We start from the raw sequence: 18,794 nt of genomic DNA, 5'->3' as shown, positions 1-18,794 counted from the left end.
CTGATGCGTAGTGGGTAGTGACCGAATACTTAAAAGGGTGCGGGGGTCAGCGTGTATCCGGCCTGTTCCAGTAAGGCCAATAGCCCGAAATCATCACCTAAGTGGCCAGCGCCCACCGCGATGACGGCGGTCTGGTTCTGGATGCTCAGGATGTGCTCCATCCAATTGGCATTGCGCTCTATCAGCATCTTATGTTCGAACCGGTCCCATTCGGCTGCGTATTCGATTTCAGACAGTCCCGACGCCTCAAGCCCCTGTAGCCGCGCAAGTTGCAGAATCTGGGCGTGCTTTTCTTCCAGATAGGCGTTGGCCATCGTGGTCAGGTGATTGGCGTCGCTTTGTAACGCGCCGGTCATCCGAACCAGTGATTCCACCTGATCTTGCATCGGAAGATCGTCAAACATGGTCATAAGGTCTTCGACCCGTTCAAGGGAATGCTGCGGGATGTCATGGGCCTCGGCCAGATCGGTCAGCCGCGCATCCATTCCATATTTGGCATCTGGGCTCTGCATCAGGCAGGGCGGGATGCCCAGCATCATACTGAGAAACCAGGGGCGCATCTTTGCCGCCATCCAGCTGGGGATGCCACGTTCCGCTAGTGTGTTGGATAAATTCGCCCAGTCCTCAGCGCTCATCAGGTCGATCAGTGTGGGCCCTGAGGTGATCATGACCGGGCTGAGATCCTGTGCGAGACCTTGTTCAAATGTCTTCATCTCGGTCTGAGTGACCTCGAAGTAAAAGGCATCGGCCTGGCTGAGGGCAGGGGCCAGGCGTTCAACCACCGCATCCATGCGAGGATCATTGGTATGGAGCGTTCCGATTAGATGCAGCGTGGTGTCCCCTTTGCTGGCGATCCAATGGTTGCCTTCCGCATAGGGAATGTTGGCGAGGGATTGAACCAGGCGGTCCTGCTGGGCGGCAGACATCAGCGGGCGCAGGTCCTGCCCTTCGCAGGTGGCGTGTACCGCAGCGGGCAGCAGCATAAATCCGATCAGGGCCAACAAGCGCATGTGCGATCCTCCGGGATGGGTCAGGCAAGGACTTAGTCATGCAAATGCAGCATATTCAAGGCGACGCATCTGGTATTTCTGCCCGAAACCCATAGCATCGGGCCATGGAGCGCGAGCAGGATCTATACCCCCCGATCAAGGCGTTGTTGGAGCGTCAGGGTTATACCGTGAAGGGTGAAGTGGGCCCGGCAGATATCATGGCGGTGCGCGAAGGGTCTGACCCCGTGATTGTCGAGCTTAAATTGCGGTTTTCTCTGGCCTTGTTTCATCAGGCCATTGCGCGGCTAAAGATCACCGATCAGGTCTATCTGGGGGTCAGCAAGCCTACCGGGCGTTCGGCCAGACGCGCGCTGCGCGATAATCTGGCTATGTGCCGCCGTTTGGGTTTGGGGCTGATCACTGTTCGTGCCGATGGCGCGGTCGAAGTGCAGTGCGATCCCGGGCCCTACGCGCCGCGAAAGAACAAGGTCAAAGCAGCGCGCATGCTGCGGGAGTTTGATCGACTGGAGGGTGATCCCAACGCTGGTGGTGCGACTCGGTACGGGATTGTGACTGCATATCGGCAGGACGCACTAAAATGCGCCGCGCATCTGGCAGAGCACGGCGCAACCAAAGGTTCTGAGGTTGCGGTTGCGACCGGTGTTTCTGTCGCCACACGCTTGATGCGTGAAAACCATTATGGCTGGTTCGATAAGGTTGAGACAGGTGTTTATGGCCTGTCCTCTGCGGGTGAAGAGGGGCTGAAGCACTGGGCATATAGCTGGGAAGATGCGGATGAAATCTAGCCACGCGGATGGGCTTATTCACTCAGCATGCGCTTCAATCTCGGCGATCATTGCGCGGCCAATATCGGAAATCACAGCGTTGCGTTTTGCAAAGGATGCGTTTGTTTCGGTGAGATAGATGGCCGTCAGATAGGTGCGTGGCTCTGGGGTTTGGAGAAAAGCGATGATCGCGCGGTTACCGTGGCCGCCCGCGCCGGTCTTGTCCCCGATTGTCCACCCTTCTGGGACATGAGGGCGGATGAGTTCGTCGGCGACCTGATCTTCGATCATCCATTGCCTGAGTTGAGCGGCGGAGGCTGGTGAAAGGCGCGTGCCATCCAGCAGCCGTTCCAACGTCTCCAAAATTGCCCGGGGCGTTGTTGTGTCGCGTGGGTCACCTGGTGTGGCTTGGTTCAGCGCTGTTTCCCAGCGATCAAGGCGGGTGGTGGCGTCGCCTGTAGTCCGCAAAAAGTTAGTTAGTTCGCTGGGCCCGCCCAATCGCTGCAACAACAGGTTGGCTGCGGTGTTGTCGCTGATCGTTATGGTTGCTTTGCACAGGTCTCGCACGGTCATGCCGGTTTCTACGTGCTTACTGGTGACAGGCGAGTAGTCGACGAGGTCAGATGATTGATAGGTAACGCGTTCCGATAACGCTTGGGTACCTGTGTCGACCCCTGCCAAGATCGCGCCGCACAAAAGAGGTTTGAATGTGCTGGACATCGCAAACCGTTCATCCGCGCGATAGGCAACCTCCAATCCGCTGTCGACCTCGTACAGCAGCACCCCAATCCGTGCGTCAAGTTCGCGCTCCCATGCCTTAACAGTATCAGTCAGGCTCTGTGCTTGAACCGGCGTGGCCGGACCTGTGGTCACATAAGTCAAAAGTAGTAGACCGACAGCAAGAAATTGAAATCTGCGCATCGAATTTGCCCCATATTGTTTTTGTCGTGGCCTACCTATGCAGCTGGTCTTCGCAAACAACCACATGACCGATCAGGTTTGGCCAAAAAATTTCGCTTCAACTTGTTGACTCGCTTCTTTCGACACCCTAGCTATGCCGCGTTATCACTCGAACCCACTGAGTGCTAACGCCTCACCGACAGGTGAGGGGAGGATAGATAAACTTTGAGCCCAAGGAGCTACAAAGATGGCATTGAAACCGCTTCATGACCGTGTGCTGGTTCGCCGTACCGAAAGCGACGAAAAAACCGCAGGCGGACTGATCATTCCCGACAGTGCAAAAGAAAAGCCCAGTGAAGGCGAAGTCGTTGCGACCGGCGAAGGCGCCCGCAAAGACAGCGGCGAGCTGATCGCAATGGCGGTCAAAGCTGGCGACAAGATCCTGTTCGGCAAATGGTCGGGCACCGAGGTTCAGGTCGACGGCGAAGAGCTGCTGATGATGAAAGAAAGCGACATCATGGGGATCATCGAGTAAGCCGCCGCGCTTCACTCTGATCTTCATTCCAAACTTATTTCTCAAGGAGAAACGACATGGCTGCAAAGGACGTCAAGTTCGACACCGATGCCCGTAACCGCATGCTGGCAGGTGTGAACATCCTGGCCGATGCTGTTAAAGTGACCCTGGGCCCCAAAGGCCGCAACGTGGTGCTGGACAAATCCTTCGGCGCACCGCGCATCACCAAAGACGGTGTTTCGGTTGCCAAGGAAATCGAACTGGAAGACAAGTTCGAAAACATGGGCGCGCAGATGGTGAAAGAAGTCGCCAGCCGCACCAATGACGAAGCCGGTGACGGCACCACCACTGCAACCGTTCTGGCTCAGTCCATCGTCAAAGAAGGTCTGAAGCAGGTTGCCGCGGGTCTGAACCCGATGGACCTGAAGCGCGGCATCGACCTGGCGACCGCCAAGGTTGTTGAAGGCATCAAAGCTGCTTCGCGCGAAGTCAAAGACTCGGCAGAAGTTGCTCAGGTTGGCACCATCTCGGCCAACGGCGAAGCCGAAATCGGCAGCCAGATCGCAGACGCGATGCAGAAGGTTGGCAACGAGGGCGTTATCACCGTCGAAGAAAACAAAGGTCTGGAAACCGAGACCGATGTTGTCGAAGGTATGCAGTTCGACCGTGGCTACCTGTCGCCTTACTTCGTCACCAACGCAGACAAGATGATCGCAGAACTCGACGACTGCATGATCCTGCTGCACGAAAAGAAACTGTCCTCGCTGCAGCCGATGGTTCCGCTGCTCGAGCAGGTGATCCAGTCGCAGAAGCCGCTGCTGATCATCGCGGAAGACGTTGAAGGCGAAGCGCTGGCAACTCTGGTTGTCAACAAACTGCGCGGCGGCCTGAAAATTGCTGCTGTCAAAGCACCGGGTTTCGGCGATCGCCGCAAAGCCATGCTGCAAGACATCGCGATCCTGACCGGCGGTCAGGTCATCAGCGAAGATCTGGGCATGAAGCTCGAGTCTGTCAGCATGGACATGCTGGGCACCGCCAAGAAGATCGAGATCACCAAAGACGAAACCACCATCGTCGACGGTGCCGGCGAGAAAGCTGAGATCGAAGCACGCGTTGGCCAGATCCGCACTCAGATCGAAGAAACCACCAGCGACTACGACCGTGAGAAGCTGCAAGAGCGCGTTGCCAAACTGGCAGGCGGTGTTGCTGTTATCCGCGTCGGCGGCATGACCGAAGTTGAAGTGAAAGAGCGTAAGGACCGTGTGGACGATGCTCTGAACGCAACACGCGCTGCTGTTCAGGAAGGCGTCGTCGTGGGCGGCGGTGTTGCTCTGGTTCAGGCCGGTAAAGCACTGGAAGCTCTGAAAGGTGCAAACGCCGATCAGGACGCTGGCATCAACATCGTTCGCAAGGCCATCGAAGCGCCGCTGCGCCAGATCGCCGAGAACGCAGGTGTTGACGGTGCGGTTGTTGCGGGCAAAGTCCGTGAATCTTCGGACGCGGCATTTGGCTTCAACGCTCAGACCGAAGAATATGGCGACATGTTCTCGTTCGGTGTGATCGACCCTGCCAAAGTTGTCCGGACCGCTCTGGAAGACGCGGCATCGGTTGCTGGCCTGCTGGTCACCACCGAAGCGATGGTTGCTGACAAGCCCGCCAAAGAGGGCGCGGCCCCTGGCGGCGGTATGCCCGACATGGGCGGCATGGGCGGCATGATGTAAGCTGCTTAGGCCTTAGTGCTTATCGACGGGGTCGCCTTCGGGCGGCCCCGTTTCGTTTTGAATGCCCGCTTTGCGGACATGCCTCCGACGGAGGTAATTTTGAACAGAAGAAGCTGCGGTGCGTTTGCAGGAATGTGAGTGTGCAAAGCTGACAGAAGCAGGTATGCGATTGGGATGAAGTTGTTTTTGCTGACCGCCCTGACCATGTGCGCCTTTGCGGCGAATTCGATCCTGAACCGGCTGGCGATTGACAGTGGTGCCAGCGATCCTGCCAGCTTTGCAGTTGTACGCGTGCTGGCTGGCGCGGTGGTTCTGAGCCTATTGGTGTGGGCGCGCAAGGGTGCAATGCCGCTGCGTTCTAGGCGGCGGGTTTTGGGGGCAGGGTCCCTATCCTTGTACATGATTGGGTTTTCGGTGGCCTATTTGACGCTGGATGCGGGTCTTGGGGCGCTGATCCTGTTCGGGGTGGTTCAGATATCCATGTTTGTAATCGGCGCATTGAATGGGACGACACCCACAGGACGTCAAATCGCAGGTGCTGCGGTGGCTTTGGGTGGCTTGACCTTTGTACTATGGCCGACCGAGGCGGTTCAGGTAGACGCAGCGGGGGCTACGCTGATGGTCGCCGCTGGTTTTGGTTGGGCGATCTATTCTTTGGTCGGGCGGTCCGAGCCAGACGCCTTGGCCGGGACAGCGGCGAACTTTGTTGTCGCGCTTCCCGTAACGACGTTGGTGCTGGTTTTCTTGGGGGGTGACTGGCAGATCAATGTAACCGGATGTGCGCTGGCTATTTTGTCAGGCGGGGTCACGTCGGGCCTGGGATATGCGCTTTGGTACCGGGTCTTGCCGCAACTCGCACCCTCGGTTGCCGCGGTGGTTCAGCTGAGTGTGCCAGTGATCGCGATTGTCGGCGGTGTGGTCCTGTTGGGTGAAGTTGCAGGCGCGCAGCTGTTGGCTGGGGCAGCTTTGGTGCTGGGTGGCATCGCCCTGGCCGTTCTGCGCCGGACCCAAGGGTAGGTCTTCCCTCAGACCCTCATAGGAAGTATTGGGCGGTCATGAGATTTCTGCTTGCCCTCATCTTCCTGTGCCTGCCCGCAGCGGCCAGCGCCAAATGTGTCATCCTGTTGCATGGGCTGGCGCGGACCGAGGCGTCGTTCTCGGTGATGGAGCAGTTGTTCAAAGCCCATGGCTACACCGTCATCCGTCCGGGCTATCCGTCGACAGATCTGGGCATTCCCGAACTGGCTGAACAGACACTGCCCGATGCGTTTGCAGCCTGCGGTGAAGATACAGCCAATGTTGTCGCGCATTCCATGGGCGGTATCTTGTTGCGATATTGGCTTCAGGACAACGCACCGGAAAACCTGGGCCGTGTCGTCATGCTGGGCCCACCCAATCAGGGCAGCCAACTTGTTGACGAACTTAGCGCATGGGAAGTGTTCGGTTATCTGAACGGCCCCGCCGGATTGCAACTGGGCACTGGGCCTGAAGGCATCCCCCAAAAGCTACCGGCAGTGGAGTTCGAACTGGGTGTGATCGCGGGCGAGAACTCATTGAACCCGGTGTTTTCTTCACTGATCGATGGGCGGGACGATGGTAAGGTTTCGGTCCGAACCACCAAGGTGGATGGCATGGCGGATCATATCGTTTTGCCGGTGACACACACGTTCATGATGAACAATCCGCGCGTGATGGCACAGGCCCTGCATTTCATCGAGTTCGGTGAGTTTGATCCACAGATAACCTGGCTGGATGGGGTCACTGACATCATTGACGAGATTTGCATCGGGCAGGACTGCTCTGAGCCAGAGTCGGAGCCAACCAGATGACCACGCTGGAGCTGACGCTGTGCAACGCCGAAGTGCTGTTGCCGAGCGTAGGGCTGACACAGGTGCCCGTAGCAATAGCTGATGGGCAAGTGCAGGCCTCAAGCGCTGGGCGTCAGATTGACCTGACGGGTTTTTTGGTTCTTCCGGGAATCATCGACCTACATGGTGACGGTTTCGAACGCCATATCGCCCCGCGCCGGGGTGCCATGAAGCAAATGAACGAGGGTATTTTGTCGGTTGAGGCAGAGCTGGCGGCAAACGGGATCACCACCGGAGTACTGGCGCAGTTCTATAGCTGGGAAGGTGGCGTGCGCGGCCCCGATTTTGCCGCACAGGTCTTTGCCGCGATAGCTGCGGTTAGGAACAGCACCGTCACCGACTTGATCCCTCAGTTAAGGTTCGAAACCCACATGCTGGACGACTATGCCGATCTGGCTGTTCGAATCAAAGACTGGCAAGTGCCTTACGTGGTCTTCAACGACCACTTGCCACATGACCGGCTTGCGCAGGGCAAAAAACCGCCGCGCCTGACCGGGCAAGCGCTGAAAGCAGGGCGGAACCCGGATGTTCATTTCCAGATGTTGCTTGATATGCATGCCCGTCAGGCAGAAGTTCCCGCTGCGATCGAAGCGCTATGCGCTGAGCTAGAAGGGCTGGGCATTCGCCTCGGTAGCCACGACGATGCAACCGCAGATGCTCGGGCATGGTGTCGAAAGTGCGGCATTCACATCTCTGAATTCCCCGAAACTCTGGAAGCGGCTGAGGCTGCACGTTCGGCTGGTGATCACATTATCCTCGGTTCACCCAACGTGGTCCGTGGCGGGTCACACAAGGGAAATGCCAGCGCGGTTGAACTGATTACCATGGGGCTCTGCGACGCGCTGGCCTCGGACTATCACTACCCCAGCCCGCGCCGTGCGGCGTTGATGCTGGCTAAAAGCGGCGTGCGGGATCTGGTTGGCGCCTGGGATTTGATCTCATCAGGTCCCGCGCGCGTTTTGGGCCTCGAAGACCGAGGCACGATAGAGCCGGGCAAACGCGCTGACCTTGTCATTCTGGATCGGAAGAGCCACCGCGTCGCCGCCACACTGGCCGGAGGACGCATCAGCTACATGTCCGGGGACATCGCGGCCCGGTTCATCTCTTAAACCCAGCCTGCTTCTCTTGTTCACAAATACCTCCGCCGGAGGCATCACGCGTCAGCGTGATTTCTATGCGCGCGTGATCCGGTTGAAATGCCCCATCTTCCGGCCCGCCTTTACTTCGGCCTTACCGTAGAGGTGCAAAGCGACGTCCCGTTCCTGAGCTAGCTCAGATACGCGGTCCATATCGGCGCCGATCAGGTTTTCCATCACGACATCCGAATGACGCTGCCCGTCACCCAAGGGCCAACCAGCCACAGCGCGGATATGCTGTTCGAACTGATCGACGGCGCAACCATTCTGCGTCCAATGGCCAGAGTTATGGACGCGCGGCGCGATCTCATTCACGATCAAACCCTCGGGTGTCACAAACAATTCCACACCCAACACTCCCACATATTCGAGTGCATTCAGGATGTTGGCCGCCAGCAGGATCGCGTCGGTGCGTTGCGCTGGGTGCAGGCGCGCAGGCACGGTGGTCGTGTGAAGAATACCGTCCCGATGCACGTTTTCGCCCGGATCGAAACATGCGACCTGACCGTCCAGCCCGCGTGCGGCAATAATTGACACCTCATGGCTGAAATCAACGAACCCTTCCAGGATCGAAGGCGCGCCATTCATGTTGGCCAAGGCCGCTTCGGCATCCTCGGGTGTCTGCAAACGCGCCTGACCTTTGCCGTCGTAACCGAACCGGCGGGTTTTCAGGATGGCCGGGGTTCCGATCTGATCAATTGCGGCCTCAAGGCTGCTCAGATCTGACACATCCGCAAAAGGCGCTGTGTTCAGGCCCAGCTCCTGCAAGAACCGCTTTTCGGTCAGCCGATCCTGACTGACGCGCAAGGCTTCGCGTCCAGGGCGAATAGGGCGATGCGCTTCTAATATATCCAGCGCCTCGGTCGGGATGTTCTCGAACTCATAAGTGATGACATCAACCGACTCTGCAAAGGCCCTCAGCGCCTCGGAATCGTCGTAAGCCGCCGTTGTCACCCGATCTGCGACCTGACCGGCAGGTGGGTTCGCACCGGGCTCGTAGATATGGCTGACAAAGCCCAGCCGCGCCGCCGCGACTGACAGCATGCGGCCCAACTGACCACCGCCCAGAATTCCAACCTTCGCACCGGGGGCCAGCATCTGTGTCATCATCAGGTCTCCAACCGTTTGCCGATCGCGGCCAGGGCAGCGTTCAGCGCGTCATGTGCCTTGCCCGACCGTAGCGCATCGGTCATCTGCAGGCTTAGCGTTCCGTCCGTGGCCAGCGCATCGCGCTCTGCCGCAAGTTGCCCCGCTTTGCCCTTTTCCATCGCGGAAAGGAAGCCCGAGATCAGTTGTGTCGTATAAAATTCCGCACCGTCTGCGTTTCCGGTTTGACCGGCCAACCAATCTGCTCCGGTTGCCATCAAATCCAGCATCCCGGGAACCATGGCGCAGATCGCGAAATGGGCGTTCAGCGCGGCCTCGTCAGCGACCTTGATCACTGGGTTTTCCGGTTCGAAGAGATCGGCCAACAGGCGATCATTGCCTAAAGCGGCCAATGGGCAACCACCGGTTGCCAGAAAACCCAGGGGGATGGTCTGCACGAAATCCGACGCAGGTGCACAGAGCTTTGCCAATTGATCTGTCGAAACGGCGGCCATTACAGAAACAATCTGTTGATCCGCGCGAAAGATCAGAGGTGTCAGAATATCAGCGGCCACCTGTGGGCGCAGACACAAAAACACGATGTCCGATGCGTCGACAACGGATTGTGCATCCGCGACGGTTACACCCAGTTCTGATTTGAGTTGCCCGGATACCTCTGTATTGCGTGTCGTGACCCAGATGTCATGACCTCTGGTCGCCAGAAAGCGCACCATTGGGGCCGCGATATGGCCGGTTCCGACAAAGCCGATCCGGCTCATCCTTCGGGTTCTTCTGCGATAGAGGCTGACAGTGCCGCGCGCCATGCGTCCAGCCGCATGGCCAACGCGTCATCTTGCAGTGCCAGAATCCCTGCGGCCATCAGCCCTGCATTTGCACCACCGGCTGATCCGATGGCCATCGTGGCAACGGGGAAACCCTTGGGCATCTGCACAATGGAATACAGCGAATCAACCCCTGACAGAGCACGGGTCTGAACAGGAACGCCGATCACCGGCACACGCGTTTTTGAGGCCGTCATGCCCGGTAGATGCGCCGCACCGCCTGCGCCAGCGATGATCACGTTCAAGCCGCGTTCGACGGCAGTTTTGCCATAGTCCCAGAGGCGGTCCGGCGTGCGGTGGGCCGACACGATACGCTTTTCATAGGCGACACCCAATTCGTCCAGAATATCTGCGGCTTCCTTCATCGTGGGCCAGTCCGACTGGCTACCCATGATGATCCCGACTTTGACGTTACCCATCCGTTTGATCCCCGCCCTGTTCGCAGAGCGCGAACTATATCCAAATCCGCCTTAGTGGCAATGCGTTAAGCCGATATCAGGCGATGATGTCCGGCGTCAGACGATCTTCGATAAGGCGGATGATATCCTTCAGGCGCAGCTTTTCTTTTTTCAGCCGCCGCAAGGTCAGCTGATCTGCCGTGCCGCGGTCATGCAGTGCTTCGATGGCTTCGTCCAGATCACGGTGCTGCCGCCGGAAAACCTCAAGCTCAACCCGCAAAACGTCATCAGTTTTCATCGAAAGATCGGTGGGCGCGTTCATTGGCGACTCGGGCTGGTTGTGGTGCTTACCCAACAAGATAGTGTGTCAGACGTTATCACGCCAGACCTTGTGGACATCCTGGTTTCTTCCCATATTCTATCGTGCGCGGTTGCCAGAACGGGGCCGCACCACACGTCGCTTTGGCAATAAAGGACGAGAAAACGTGTCAAAACTTACTCTTGGCTCATACCCGCATCTTTTGGGGTTCGAGCAGTTGGAACGCCTTTTGGAACGGTCTGCAAAGGCCGGCAATGAAGGGTACCCGCCCTATAACATCGAACAGACGTCGGATTTTTCGTACCGCATTACTCTGGCTGTCGCCGGGTTTGCCGAAGAAGACCTGTCGATCACCATCGAGGATCGCCAACTGGTGATCCGTGGCCGTCAGCGCGACGATAGCGAGGGGCGCATCTTCTTGCACCGTGGCATCGCGGCGCGCCAGTTTCAGCGCATGTTTGTGCTGGCCGACGGCGTCGAGGTGGGCGAGGCGATCATGGAGAACGGTTTGCTGCATGTGGATCTAACCCGCGCCGTGCCGGAAACCGTGGTGCAGACAATCAACATAAGGAAGGGGTAAGAGCATGAATACACCGATTGAAATCAACACCGAAGGCGACCGTATCGTTTATGTCAAAACGGTCGAGGTTGCCGATCTGCCAAGTGATCTGCAGGATCAGGCAGGTGATCTGGATCAGCTTTATGCCGTGCACGATTCCGATGGTCAGCAACTGGCGCTAGTCGCCGACCGCAAGCTGGCCTTTGTTCTGGCGCGACAGCATGATCTGTCTCCGGTCGCAGTTCACTGAGGGGCCCCGTTACGCCTGATTTGCGCGTGACAATCCCAATGACACGCGCGATGGTTTAAAACCGGCGAACCCCGCCGTTTTTTCCTGTGTTCGGAGGCCGCGTGATGAGCTGGTTTGACTTTGATTGGGTGGATGCCTTCAGTGACCGCGCCTTTGGAGGCAACGGATGCGCCGTTGTCCACGATGGCGCGGTTCTGCCAGCGGATGTTTGCATGGCCTATGTCCGCGAGACCTCACTGGTGGAATGCACCTTCACCGGGCCATCCGATGTTGCCGATATCCATGTGCGTTACTTCTTGGCCAGTCGCGAGATACCCTTTGCCGGACATCCGACAATCGCAACAGTGGCTGCGATGCGGTCGCGTGGTTTGATCTCGGGCGATGCTCTGACACTTGAAACAGGTGCGGGGATTGTTTCGATTACGCTGACTGGGGACGAGATCGAAATGACTCAGGTCGCGCCGGAATTCGGTGCGCATGTACCTGCTGAACTTGTTGCCTCGACCATCGGGCTGCCAGAAAGTGTCATTATATCTCCGCCTCAGTTCGTTTCGACCGGGCTGCCCTTTTGCATAACAGTTCTGCGAGATCATGAGGCGTTGCGTGCAGCACAGCTTGACGTAGGGCCATTGCGCAAAGTTGCCGCCGCTGCCGGGTTTTCCGGTTCGGACATGGCCGAGCCGTTTTTGGTGACCTTGCAGGGTGCAACAGCTGAGGGAGATACATTCTCGCGTCTCTTGCTGGCACCTCCCAGCCCGCCCGAGGACCCGTTTACCGGATCAGCGACTGGTGCGATGGCCGCCTATCTTTGGAAATACGGGTTGATGGCAAAGGACAGTTTCATCGCAGAGCAGGGGCATGACATGGGTCGCCCTGGTCAGGCGACGGTATCCCGCGTTGGGCCCTCTGATGCGATGACCGGGATCAAGGTTGCGGGGCGCGGTCATGTGCTGATGCGCGGGCAGGTGGATTTGCCGAACCAGATATGACCGGACTTTGGCTTCAGCCAAAAGAAAAGCCCCCGTCTTAGCGGGGGCATTCTTTAATCTGGTATTAGCCGGCGATCAGGCCCATGCTTTCCAGTTTTAGCAGGACCTGGTGGGCGCAATTGTCGACCTCGACATTCTCGGTCTCGACGCTCAGTTCAGGGTTTTGGGGAACGTCGTAAGGATCTGAGATCCCGGTGAATTCCTTGATCTTACCTTCGCGGGCCAGCTTATAGAGCCCCTTACGGTCGCGGCGTTCGCATTCCTCGATACTGGTCGCCACATGGACCTCGCAGAAGGCACCGAACTGCTCGATCTCTTCGCGCACGGCGCGACGGGTAGTGGCATAGGGCGCAATCGGCGCGCAGATGGCGATGCCACCGTTTTTGGTGATCTCAGACGCGACATACCCGATGCGGCGAATGTTCAGGTCGCGGTGCTCTTTCGAGAAGCCCAGTTCCGAAGACAAGTTCTTTCGCACGATGTCACCATCCAGCAGGGTTACCGGGCGGCCACCCATCTCCATCAGCTTGACCATCAACGCGTTGGCAATGGTGGATTTTCCGCTCCCTGAGAAACCTGTGAAGAACACGGTAAAGCCCTGCTGGCTGCGCGGCGGCTTGGTCTTACGCAGTTCTGTGACGACTTCGGGGAAGCTGAACCATTCTGGGATTTCAAGCCCCTCGGACAAGCGGCGGCGCAACTCGGTGCCCGAGATATTCAGGATGGTGACATTATCCTTATCCAGAATCTCGTCATTTGGTTCGTACTGGGCGCGTTCCTGCACATAGACCATATGTTTGAAGTCGACCATTTCGATGCCGATTTCATCCTGGTGTTTGCGGAACAGGTCCTGTGCGTCATAAGGCCCATAGAAATCCTCACCAGCCGAGTTTTTGCCAGGCCCTGCATGGTCGCGCCCGACGATGAAGTGGGTGCAGCCGTGGTTTGCGCGGATCAGGCCGTGCCACACTGCCTCACGCGGGCCAGCCATGCGCATGGCCAGGTTCAGCAGGCTCATCGACGTGGTCGAGGCCGGGTATTTGTCCAGCACCGCCTCATAGCAGCGGACGCGGGTGAAGTGATCGACGTCGCCCGGCTTGGTCATGCCGACAACCGGATGGATCAGCAGGTTTGCCTGCGCTTCCTTGGCGGCGCGGAAGGTCAGTTCCTGGTGCGCGCGGTGCAGGGGGTTTCGGGTTTGGAAAGCGACGATGCGACGCCAGCCCAGCTTGCGGAAATACGCGCGCAGTTCATTCGGCGTGTCGCGGCGGGCGCGGAAATCATAGTGCACCGGCTGCTGGATGCCGACAACGGGACCGCCCAAATAGACCTTGCCAGCCGCGTTGTGCAGGTAGTTAACCGCAGGGTGTGCATCGTCATCGGCGCCAAAGACTTTCTCGGCCTCACGCGACTTGTCCGGTGTCCATCGGTCGGTCACAGTCATGGTGCCAAGGATCACGCCCTCCTGATCGCGCAGGGCGATATCCTGGCCCAGCTCAATCCCTTGGGCAAAGTCTTCGTTAACGTCCAGCGTGATGGGCATGGGCCACAAGGTGCCATCGGCCAAGCGCATGTTCTCGACGACGTTGTCATAGTCGGCTTCGCTCAGGAAACCTTTGAGCGGGTTGAACCCGCCGTTCATCAACAGCTCCAGATCGCAGATCTGGCGCGGGCTCAGGTCCCAGCTTGTCAGATCGGCGGCTTCAACTTTCAACTTCTGGGCCGAGTCATACGATACATACAGTTCGGGGATCGGAGCCAGATTACTTAACATCGTCATCAGAATACTCTTGTCACAGTGTAAATTTGCCGGTGATTCTCGGCCGTTTCGAGGCGGATTTGCCCCGACTCTTACCCGAAGTCCACCACCGGTCGCCAAACAAAGGACGATATGCGCTGATTTCCCCGGAAATGGAAGGATTTTCCCGTACACAATACCAAAGGCGACCGTGGTTCTGTTTCGGTAGCGCGATGCAATCAGGCAGAGGATGCTTGTTCTTCTCTGGTGGTGAGGTCGCTTAGCTCTGCGGCACGTGTGACAGGCACAGCGGGAACCGGTTCGGTCACGCCACGTAGTTGGAACAATCGGATCTGCTCGGGATCGATCGCAACCCCCGCCGCTTGCAACAATTCGTCCGATACCAGCAGTTCGACCCCAAGTGCTTTGGTCTCGCTTTCAAGGCGGCTGGCGACATTGACAGCATCGCCGATAATGGTCTGCGAGGCGTGCCCTGCGGCGCCGATTTCACCCAGCACCAGATCACCTAGATGCAGGCCCATTCCGATACGAATGCCCGGGCTTCCTTCGGCTGCGAGGCGTTGGTTGAAACCTTCCAGAGCAAGGCTGATTTCAATCGCAGCGTCTAGCCCTGATTTGGCAGAGACGGCGGCGTTGGCTTTGTTAAACACGGCCAACAACCCATCACCCATGTATTTGTCGACTACGCCGCCCGCATCGGTGATGGCCGGGACTATGGCGTCAAAGAACCGGTTCAACAGAAAGACGATGTCGTAAGGAAGCTGCCCGGTCGTACGCGCCGTAAAACCCCGCATATCCAAAAACAGCACGGCCAATTGCCGTTCCTGTCCTTGGCTGGCGTGCCCTCGATTCCGCTCGCCATCCGGGCGAAAGACGCGAAACACAGTCAGCGGGTCGGTTGGGCGGATTTGGCAGGCGAGCCGGGTTTGGGGTGAGGCGCCCACCGCAGCCAGGCTGCGGGCCTCGACCTCACTCGGGGCCTCCAGCCCTTCGCTGCCATCTTCGACAATGACACGGCATGTGGTGCAACGCCCCTTGCCACCGCACAGCGCCGTGTGTGGGATGCCGTTGGCTTGAGATATTTCAAGCAATGTCATGCCCTTTTCTGCAACCACATCTGGGCCTTGCGCATAGGCGATCCGCACCGAATGCCTGCGACGCCAAAGCTTGCGACCTAGAAAGAAGATCCCGCATGCGCCGAGCGTGACCAGAAAGCCCAGAACGGCGTTGTTCTTCATAGCGAGCAGGACGCTGAAGGTTTCAGGCGATGGCCAGTTATAGTGCTCAATGTATTGCTCACGCAGAAACTCATCTGCGAAATCCACCCAGATGCGCCGGCCCTCAGTTAATACACCGGCCAAGGCAAAAGAGGGCACAAAAACCGCCACGCCGATCAGATAGGGAACAGTTTTTGACCACCAGCTGGTCAGGCGCAGCCACATATGTAGGCCGATACAGCCATGTATCCAGACGATCAGCAGCAGCAGGCTTTGCATCCAGATGGCTGAGCTGGGCCACATCAGTATAATGATGTACCCCATCTCATCATTGACGTCGAACACCTCATGCGCGACACGGGTGTGGACGATATGCGCGATTAACTGCAAGGGGATCAGCAGCCCCAGCACAATCTGCAATGCTGAACTGAACGGCATCCGCAATGTTCTGCGCTGGATGACCGAGATCACCGCAAGGGCCGCGTGAAGGATCAGCGCGGCATAGAACAGCAGGCTGACGGCATTGTGTCGGGTGATCGCCTTACGACCATCCTGCATCCCATGCAGATAGTCGGTGTGAAACAGGCCCAGCCCGATATTGATAAAGTGAAAAAACGCGAAAACAAACAGGATCAGGCCGCTGCCAATCCGAAGTTGGGCTGCCCACCCGCCGCGCCAAAGTGCGTTATCCAATGCCGGTACCCGCGAATGCTTCGTTAGGGTGGAGTGTGAGGGGCAGGCTTGCACGGGTCAAGCCGACCTGAACCGCCGAAGGTAGAAGGGCAGAGAGTTCGACCTGCCCCGAAACCTCTGCGCGCCTTTCTATTCCTGTTCGGCCAGAAAACGCTCGGCATCCAGGGCGGCCATGCAGCCCATGCCCGCGCTGGTGACGGCCTGGCGGTAGATGTGATCGGTCAGATCGCCCGCAGCAAACACGCCTGGGATTGAGGTTTCGGTCGAGCCCGGCTTGGTCACGACATAGCCGCCCATGTGTGTTTCCAGTGTGTCTTTGACCAACTCATTGGCGGGTGCGTGGCCGATGGCGACGAAAACACCTTTGCAAGGGATCTCGGTAATGTCCCCTGTCTGTACGTTTTTGACCCGAACGCCTTCAACACCCAGTGGCGCATCCGTACCAACGACTTCTTCCAATTGGTGGAACCAAAGGGGTTCGATCTTTTCGTTCTTGAACAGGCGATCTTGCAGGATTTTCTCGGCGCGCAACTCATCCCGGCGGTGGATCAGGGTCACTTTGCTGGCAAAGTTAGTCAGGAACAAAGCCTCTTCCACGGCCGTGTTGCCGCCTCCGATCACAACGATCTCTTGCCCGCGATAGAAGAAACCGTCGCAGGTTGCGCAGGCCGAGACGCCAAAGCCCTTGAATTTCTCTTCCGATGGCAGACCAAGCCATTTGGCGCGGGCGCCTGTGGCTAGAATAACAGCATCCGCAGTATAGATGGTGCCGCTGTCGCCCTTGGCGGAAAAGGGGCGCTTGCTGAGGTCCAGATCGCTGATGATATCGCCGATCACCTCGCAGCCCATGGCCTTGGCGTGATCCTGCATGCGTACCATCAGATCAGGGCCCTGAACCTCGGTATCGCCAGGCCAGTTCTCGACCTCGGTCGTTGTGGTCAGCTGACCACCCGGTTCGATGCCTTGCACCAGAATGGGTTCCAGCATGGCCCGGCTCGCATAGACGCCTGCGGTATATCCTGCAGGTCCCGATCCGATGATCAGAACCTTGGTGTGTCGTGTCTCGGCCATGGTACCCCCGCTCGAAATGCCTGACTTGGGCGTTTCGCCCGTCGCACCGATATAGCGGCGTGCGCGCAGGGCTTAAAGCCCTTTCCTGTTCACGAACGGGGCAGGGGCTTGGTGGTTTTTGCGATTTGAAAACAAAGAATATTGCGCAACAGCGAAAGATTATTGCGCAAGCGGTGGGTGCTGATATAAGAACCGAAAAATCAGGAGCATTTTATGGTCACCACACGGCTGGATGAGATTGATCGCAAGATTCTGGCAGAGCTGCAGGCTGATGGTCGGATGACCAATGTTGAGCTTGCCAAACGTGTCGGTATTTCAGCGCCGCCGTGTCTGCGCCGTGTGCGCACTTTGGAAGACTCAGGCTACATCAACAGCTACCACGCAGCGGTAAACGCGCGTGAATTGGGATTTGAAGTTCAAGTTTTTGCCATGGTCGGCCTGGACAGTCAGGCTGAATCCGAACTGCGCGCATTCGAAGAACGTTGCCGGGAATGGCCGCTGGTCCGTGAATGCCACATGCTCAACGGCGAGGTGGATTTCATTCTGAAATGCGTCGCCCCCGACCTGAGCAGCTTTCAGCAATTCCTGACGGGTGAACTGCTGACCACGCCGAATGTGGCCAGCGTAAAAACCTCGCTTGTTATCCGAGGCGCAAAAGACGAGCCAGGCGTACCATTCGACGTTCTGGAAGAGCGTATGAACCGTACCGCGTGAACCGCGTTTGTTTTGGATGTGGCTGGCAGGGTGGCAGCATTGCCGCCACCGCCAAGGATACAATCCAGCTTAGTAAAATCTGCATGATGCCCCCGCTCTGCAGTAGTATGTAAATTTCACGCCGTCAGAGCGTCGACCTCTCCGTCTCCGGCGCGCGGCATCAGCAACGGGCCGAAATCGTTCAGTGTTTCGACATGCGCGAACAGATTCAAATAGATCGAGCGTAGAGAATGGCTGATCAAACGAACCGCGTTTACCCCTGGATGATAGGTTTCAAACTGCAACCCATCAACGCGAATGACCGAATGCTTCTTCAAGCAAATGTGAAACAACTCTACCGGAGTTGGCGGCATTGTTTCAATAACGTTCATGCCGTCCTGAAACTCTGACGCTGGTGTCAGAACCGGCCCGTCCCCATAAATGTGCCGCAGATGCCCCGGCGTGCCCAGCAATCGCGCCGCCGGGCCGGCGATCACACCGGACAAAGGCTTCTGCATGCCGAACGTATCCGCCATGATCCGTGTCAGAGGGCGTGTGCGCCCATACGAATCTTCGCGCCCTGGGATCAGAGTGACTGACCCTTTCCAGACCACGGTTTCCGAGGTTCCATCCTGTGTCAGGACGGTATCCCCCGGCATAAGGTCTTCAATTGCCATAGGGCCATGTTCGGTTTCCACCAGTGATCCACGTGAGAAGGCGCAAAATGCGTCTTCGAACATGGGCAATGCTGGTGCGATATGGCGTGTTTGCGCGACATCCCCATTGTCGAGCAGAGCGCTTACCTCATATCGGCGCAGTTGCGCCTTTGGCTTTGATGCTTGTCTTGGAACCTCGCGCAGCAAAGCGGATGTATCAACCGCATTGCGGGCCGCACGGGCCAGTGAACTAGGAATAGTCACTTATATTCCTTCCTTTCTAATCTCCGAACAGACGAGGCATACCCCCGTACAGGCCCGTCCAACGGAATAGTTCTTTGCCCTGAAA

The 18,794-nt window shown here is 57.7% G+C and carries 20 protein-coding genes; 10 read left to right on the top strand and 10 right to left on the bottom strand.

What is annotated here, in order from left to right:
• Positions 1 to 29: 29 nt before the first annotated feature.
• Entirely contained in the window at positions 30 to 1,010 is a 981-nt protein-coding gene (locus ACR0JX_RS12870; protein ID WP_480544208.1) for a TraB/GumN family protein, read from the bottom strand.
• A gap of 104 nt (positions 1,011 to 1,114) precedes the next feature.
• Here ACR0JX_RS12870 and ACR0JX_RS12865 point away from each other — a divergent pair, with 104 nt between their 5' ends.
• Positions 1,115 to 1,795, top strand: a complete 681-nt coding sequence (locus ACR0JX_RS12865) for a DUF2161 domain-containing phosphodiesterase (protein ID WP_480544207.1) — start codon at positions 1,115 to 1,117, stop codon at positions 1,793 to 1,795.
• A gap of 18 nt (positions 1,796 to 1,813) precedes the next feature.
• Here ACR0JX_RS12865 and bla read toward each other — a convergent pair whose 3' ends face one another.
• Positions 1,814 to 2,695 (bottom strand): class A beta-lactamase, encoded by an 882-nt coding sequence (bla, locus tag ACR0JX_RS12860; RefSeq protein WP_480544206.1) that lies wholly within the window; start codon positions 2,693 to 2,695, stop codon positions 1,814 to 1,816.
• Between the two features lie 226 nt (positions 2,696 to 2,921).
• On the opposite strand from bla, the gene groES reads away from it, so the two are divergent.
• From groES to ACR0JX_RS12835, 5 genes are all read left to right on the top strand, one after another.
• On the top strand, positions 2,922 to 3,209 hold the full coding sequence (gene groES / locus ACR0JX_RS12855) for a co-chaperone GroES (RefSeq protein ID WP_170536247.1): 288 nt from the start codon (positions 2,922 to 2,924) through the stop codon (positions 3,207 to 3,209).
• A gap of 56 nt (positions 3,210 to 3,265) precedes the next feature.
• A complete protein-coding gene (groL, locus tag ACR0JX_RS12850; protein ID WP_480544205.1) occupies positions 3,266 to 4,909 on the top strand; it encodes a chaperonin GroEL in 1,644 nt (547 codons plus the stop codon).
• 174 nt (positions 4,910 to 5,083) lie between these two features.
• Positions 5,084 to 5,926: a DMT family transporter gene (locus ACR0JX_RS12845; protein WP_480544204.1), complete on the top strand. Its 843-nt coding sequence runs from the start codon at positions 5,084 to 5,086 to the stop codon at positions 5,924 to 5,926.
• Between the two features lie 38 nt (positions 5,927 to 5,964).
• Positions 5,965 to 6,738: an alpha/beta fold hydrolase gene (locus tag ACR0JX_RS12840; RefSeq protein WP_480544203.1), complete on the top strand. Its 774-nt coding sequence runs from the start codon at positions 5,965 to 5,967 to the stop codon at positions 6,736 to 6,738.
• Entirely contained in the window at positions 6,735 to 7,886 is a 1,152-nt protein-coding gene (locus tag ACR0JX_RS12835) for an alpha-D-ribose 1-methylphosphonate 5-triphosphate diphosphatase (RefSeq protein ID WP_480544202.1), read from the top strand. Before ACR0JX_RS12840 ends, ACR0JX_RS12835 begins: the two co-directional genes overlap by 4 nt.
• 63 nt (positions 7,887 to 7,949) lie before the next feature.
• Here ACR0JX_RS12835 and ACR0JX_RS12830 read toward each other — a convergent pair whose 3' ends face one another.
• From ACR0JX_RS12830 to ACR0JX_RS12815, 4 genes are all read right to left on the bottom strand, one after another.
• Positions 7,950 to 9,020: a 5-(carboxyamino)imidazole ribonucleotide synthase gene (locus ACR0JX_RS12830; protein ID WP_480544490.1), complete on the bottom strand. Its 1,071-nt coding sequence runs from the start codon at positions 9,018 to 9,020 to the stop codon at positions 7,950 to 7,952.
• Positions 9,021 to 9,022: 2 nt separating this feature from the next.
• On the bottom strand, positions 9,023 to 9,778 hold the full coding sequence (locus ACR0JX_RS12825; RefSeq protein ID WP_480544201.1) for an NAD(P)-binding domain-containing protein: 756 nt from the start codon (positions 9,776 to 9,778) through the stop codon (positions 9,023 to 9,025).
• Positions 9,775 to 10,260, bottom strand: a complete 486-nt coding sequence (purE, locus tag ACR0JX_RS12820) for a 5-(carboxyamino)imidazole ribonucleotide mutase (protein ID WP_480544200.1) — start codon at positions 10,258 to 10,260, stop codon at positions 9,775 to 9,777. The genes ACR0JX_RS12825 and purE overlap by 4 nt, the downstream gene beginning before the upstream one ends.
• A 76-nt stretch (positions 10,261 to 10,336) precedes the next feature.
• Positions 10,337 to 10,561: a YdcH family protein gene (locus ACR0JX_RS12815; protein WP_170536261.1), complete on the bottom strand. Its 225-nt coding sequence runs from the start codon at positions 10,559 to 10,561 to the stop codon at positions 10,337 to 10,339.
• A gap of 163 nt (positions 10,562 to 10,724) precedes the next feature.
• Here ACR0JX_RS12815 and ACR0JX_RS12810 point away from each other — a divergent pair, with 163 nt between their 5' ends.
• The 3 genes from ACR0JX_RS12810 (at position 10,725) to ACR0JX_RS12800 (ending at position 12,356) form a co-directional block, all read left to right on the top strand.
• The gene (locus ACR0JX_RS12810; RefSeq protein ID WP_058275530.1) at positions 10,725 to 11,138 is read left to right on the top strand and encodes an Hsp20 family protein; all 414 of its coding nucleotides are present in this window, start codon (positions 10,725 to 10,727) and stop codon (positions 11,136 to 11,138) included.
• A 4-nt stretch (positions 11,139 to 11,142) separates the two neighbouring features.
• Entirely contained in the window at positions 11,143 to 11,367 is a 225-nt protein-coding gene (locus ACR0JX_RS12805) for a DUF1150 family protein (protein ID WP_170536263.1), read from the top strand.
• 104 nt (positions 11,368 to 11,471) lie between these two features.
• Positions 11,472 to 12,356, top strand: coding sequence for a PhzF family phenazine biosynthesis protein (locus tag ACR0JX_RS12800; protein WP_480544199.1), 885 nt, complete (start codon positions 11,472 to 11,474; stop codon positions 12,354 to 12,356).
• A gap of 64 nt (positions 12,357 to 12,420) precedes the next feature.
• Here ACR0JX_RS12800 and ACR0JX_RS12795 read toward each other — a convergent pair whose 3' ends face one another.
• From ACR0JX_RS12795 to trxB, 3 genes are all read right to left on the bottom strand, one after another.
• Positions 12,421 to 14,136: a bifunctional sulfate adenylyltransferase/adenylylsulfate kinase gene (locus ACR0JX_RS12795; RefSeq protein ID WP_480544198.1), complete on the bottom strand. Its 1,716-nt coding sequence runs from the start codon at positions 14,134 to 14,136 to the stop codon at positions 12,421 to 12,423.
• 197 nt (positions 14,137 to 14,333) lie between these two features.
• Entirely contained in the window at positions 14,334 to 16,025 is a 1,692-nt protein-coding gene (locus tag ACR0JX_RS12790; protein ID WP_480544197.1) for an adenylate/guanylate cyclase domain-containing protein, read from the bottom strand.
• A 129-nt stretch (positions 16,026 to 16,154) separates the two neighbouring features.
• The gene (trxB, locus tag ACR0JX_RS12785) at positions 16,155 to 17,096 is read right to left on the bottom strand and encodes a thioredoxin-disulfide reductase (RefSeq protein WP_480544196.1); all 942 of its coding nucleotides are present in this window, start codon (positions 17,094 to 17,096) and stop codon (positions 16,155 to 16,157) included.
• Positions 17,097 to 17,309: 213 nt separating this feature from the next.
• Between trxB and ACR0JX_RS12780 the strand changes: the two genes are divergently transcribed.
• Positions 17,310 to 17,810: an Lrp/AsnC family transcriptional regulator gene (locus tag ACR0JX_RS12780; protein ID WP_170536272.1), complete on the top strand. Its 501-nt coding sequence runs from the start codon at positions 17,310 to 17,312 to the stop codon at positions 17,808 to 17,810.
• A gap of 116 nt (positions 17,811 to 17,926) precedes the next feature.
• Here ACR0JX_RS12780 and ACR0JX_RS12775 read toward each other — a convergent pair whose 3' ends face one another.
• On the bottom strand, positions 17,927 to 18,709 hold the full coding sequence (locus ACR0JX_RS12775) for a Hint domain-containing protein (protein ID WP_480544195.1): 783 nt from the start codon (positions 18,707 to 18,709) through the stop codon (positions 17,927 to 17,929).
• Positions 18,710 to 18,794: the final 85 nt, after the last annotated feature.

This window comes from Ruegeria sp. AH7 (genome assembly GCF_056541325.1).
The sequence above is the reverse complement of the archived record's forward strand: the minus strand, read 5'-3'. Positions and strand labels throughout refer to the sequence as shown.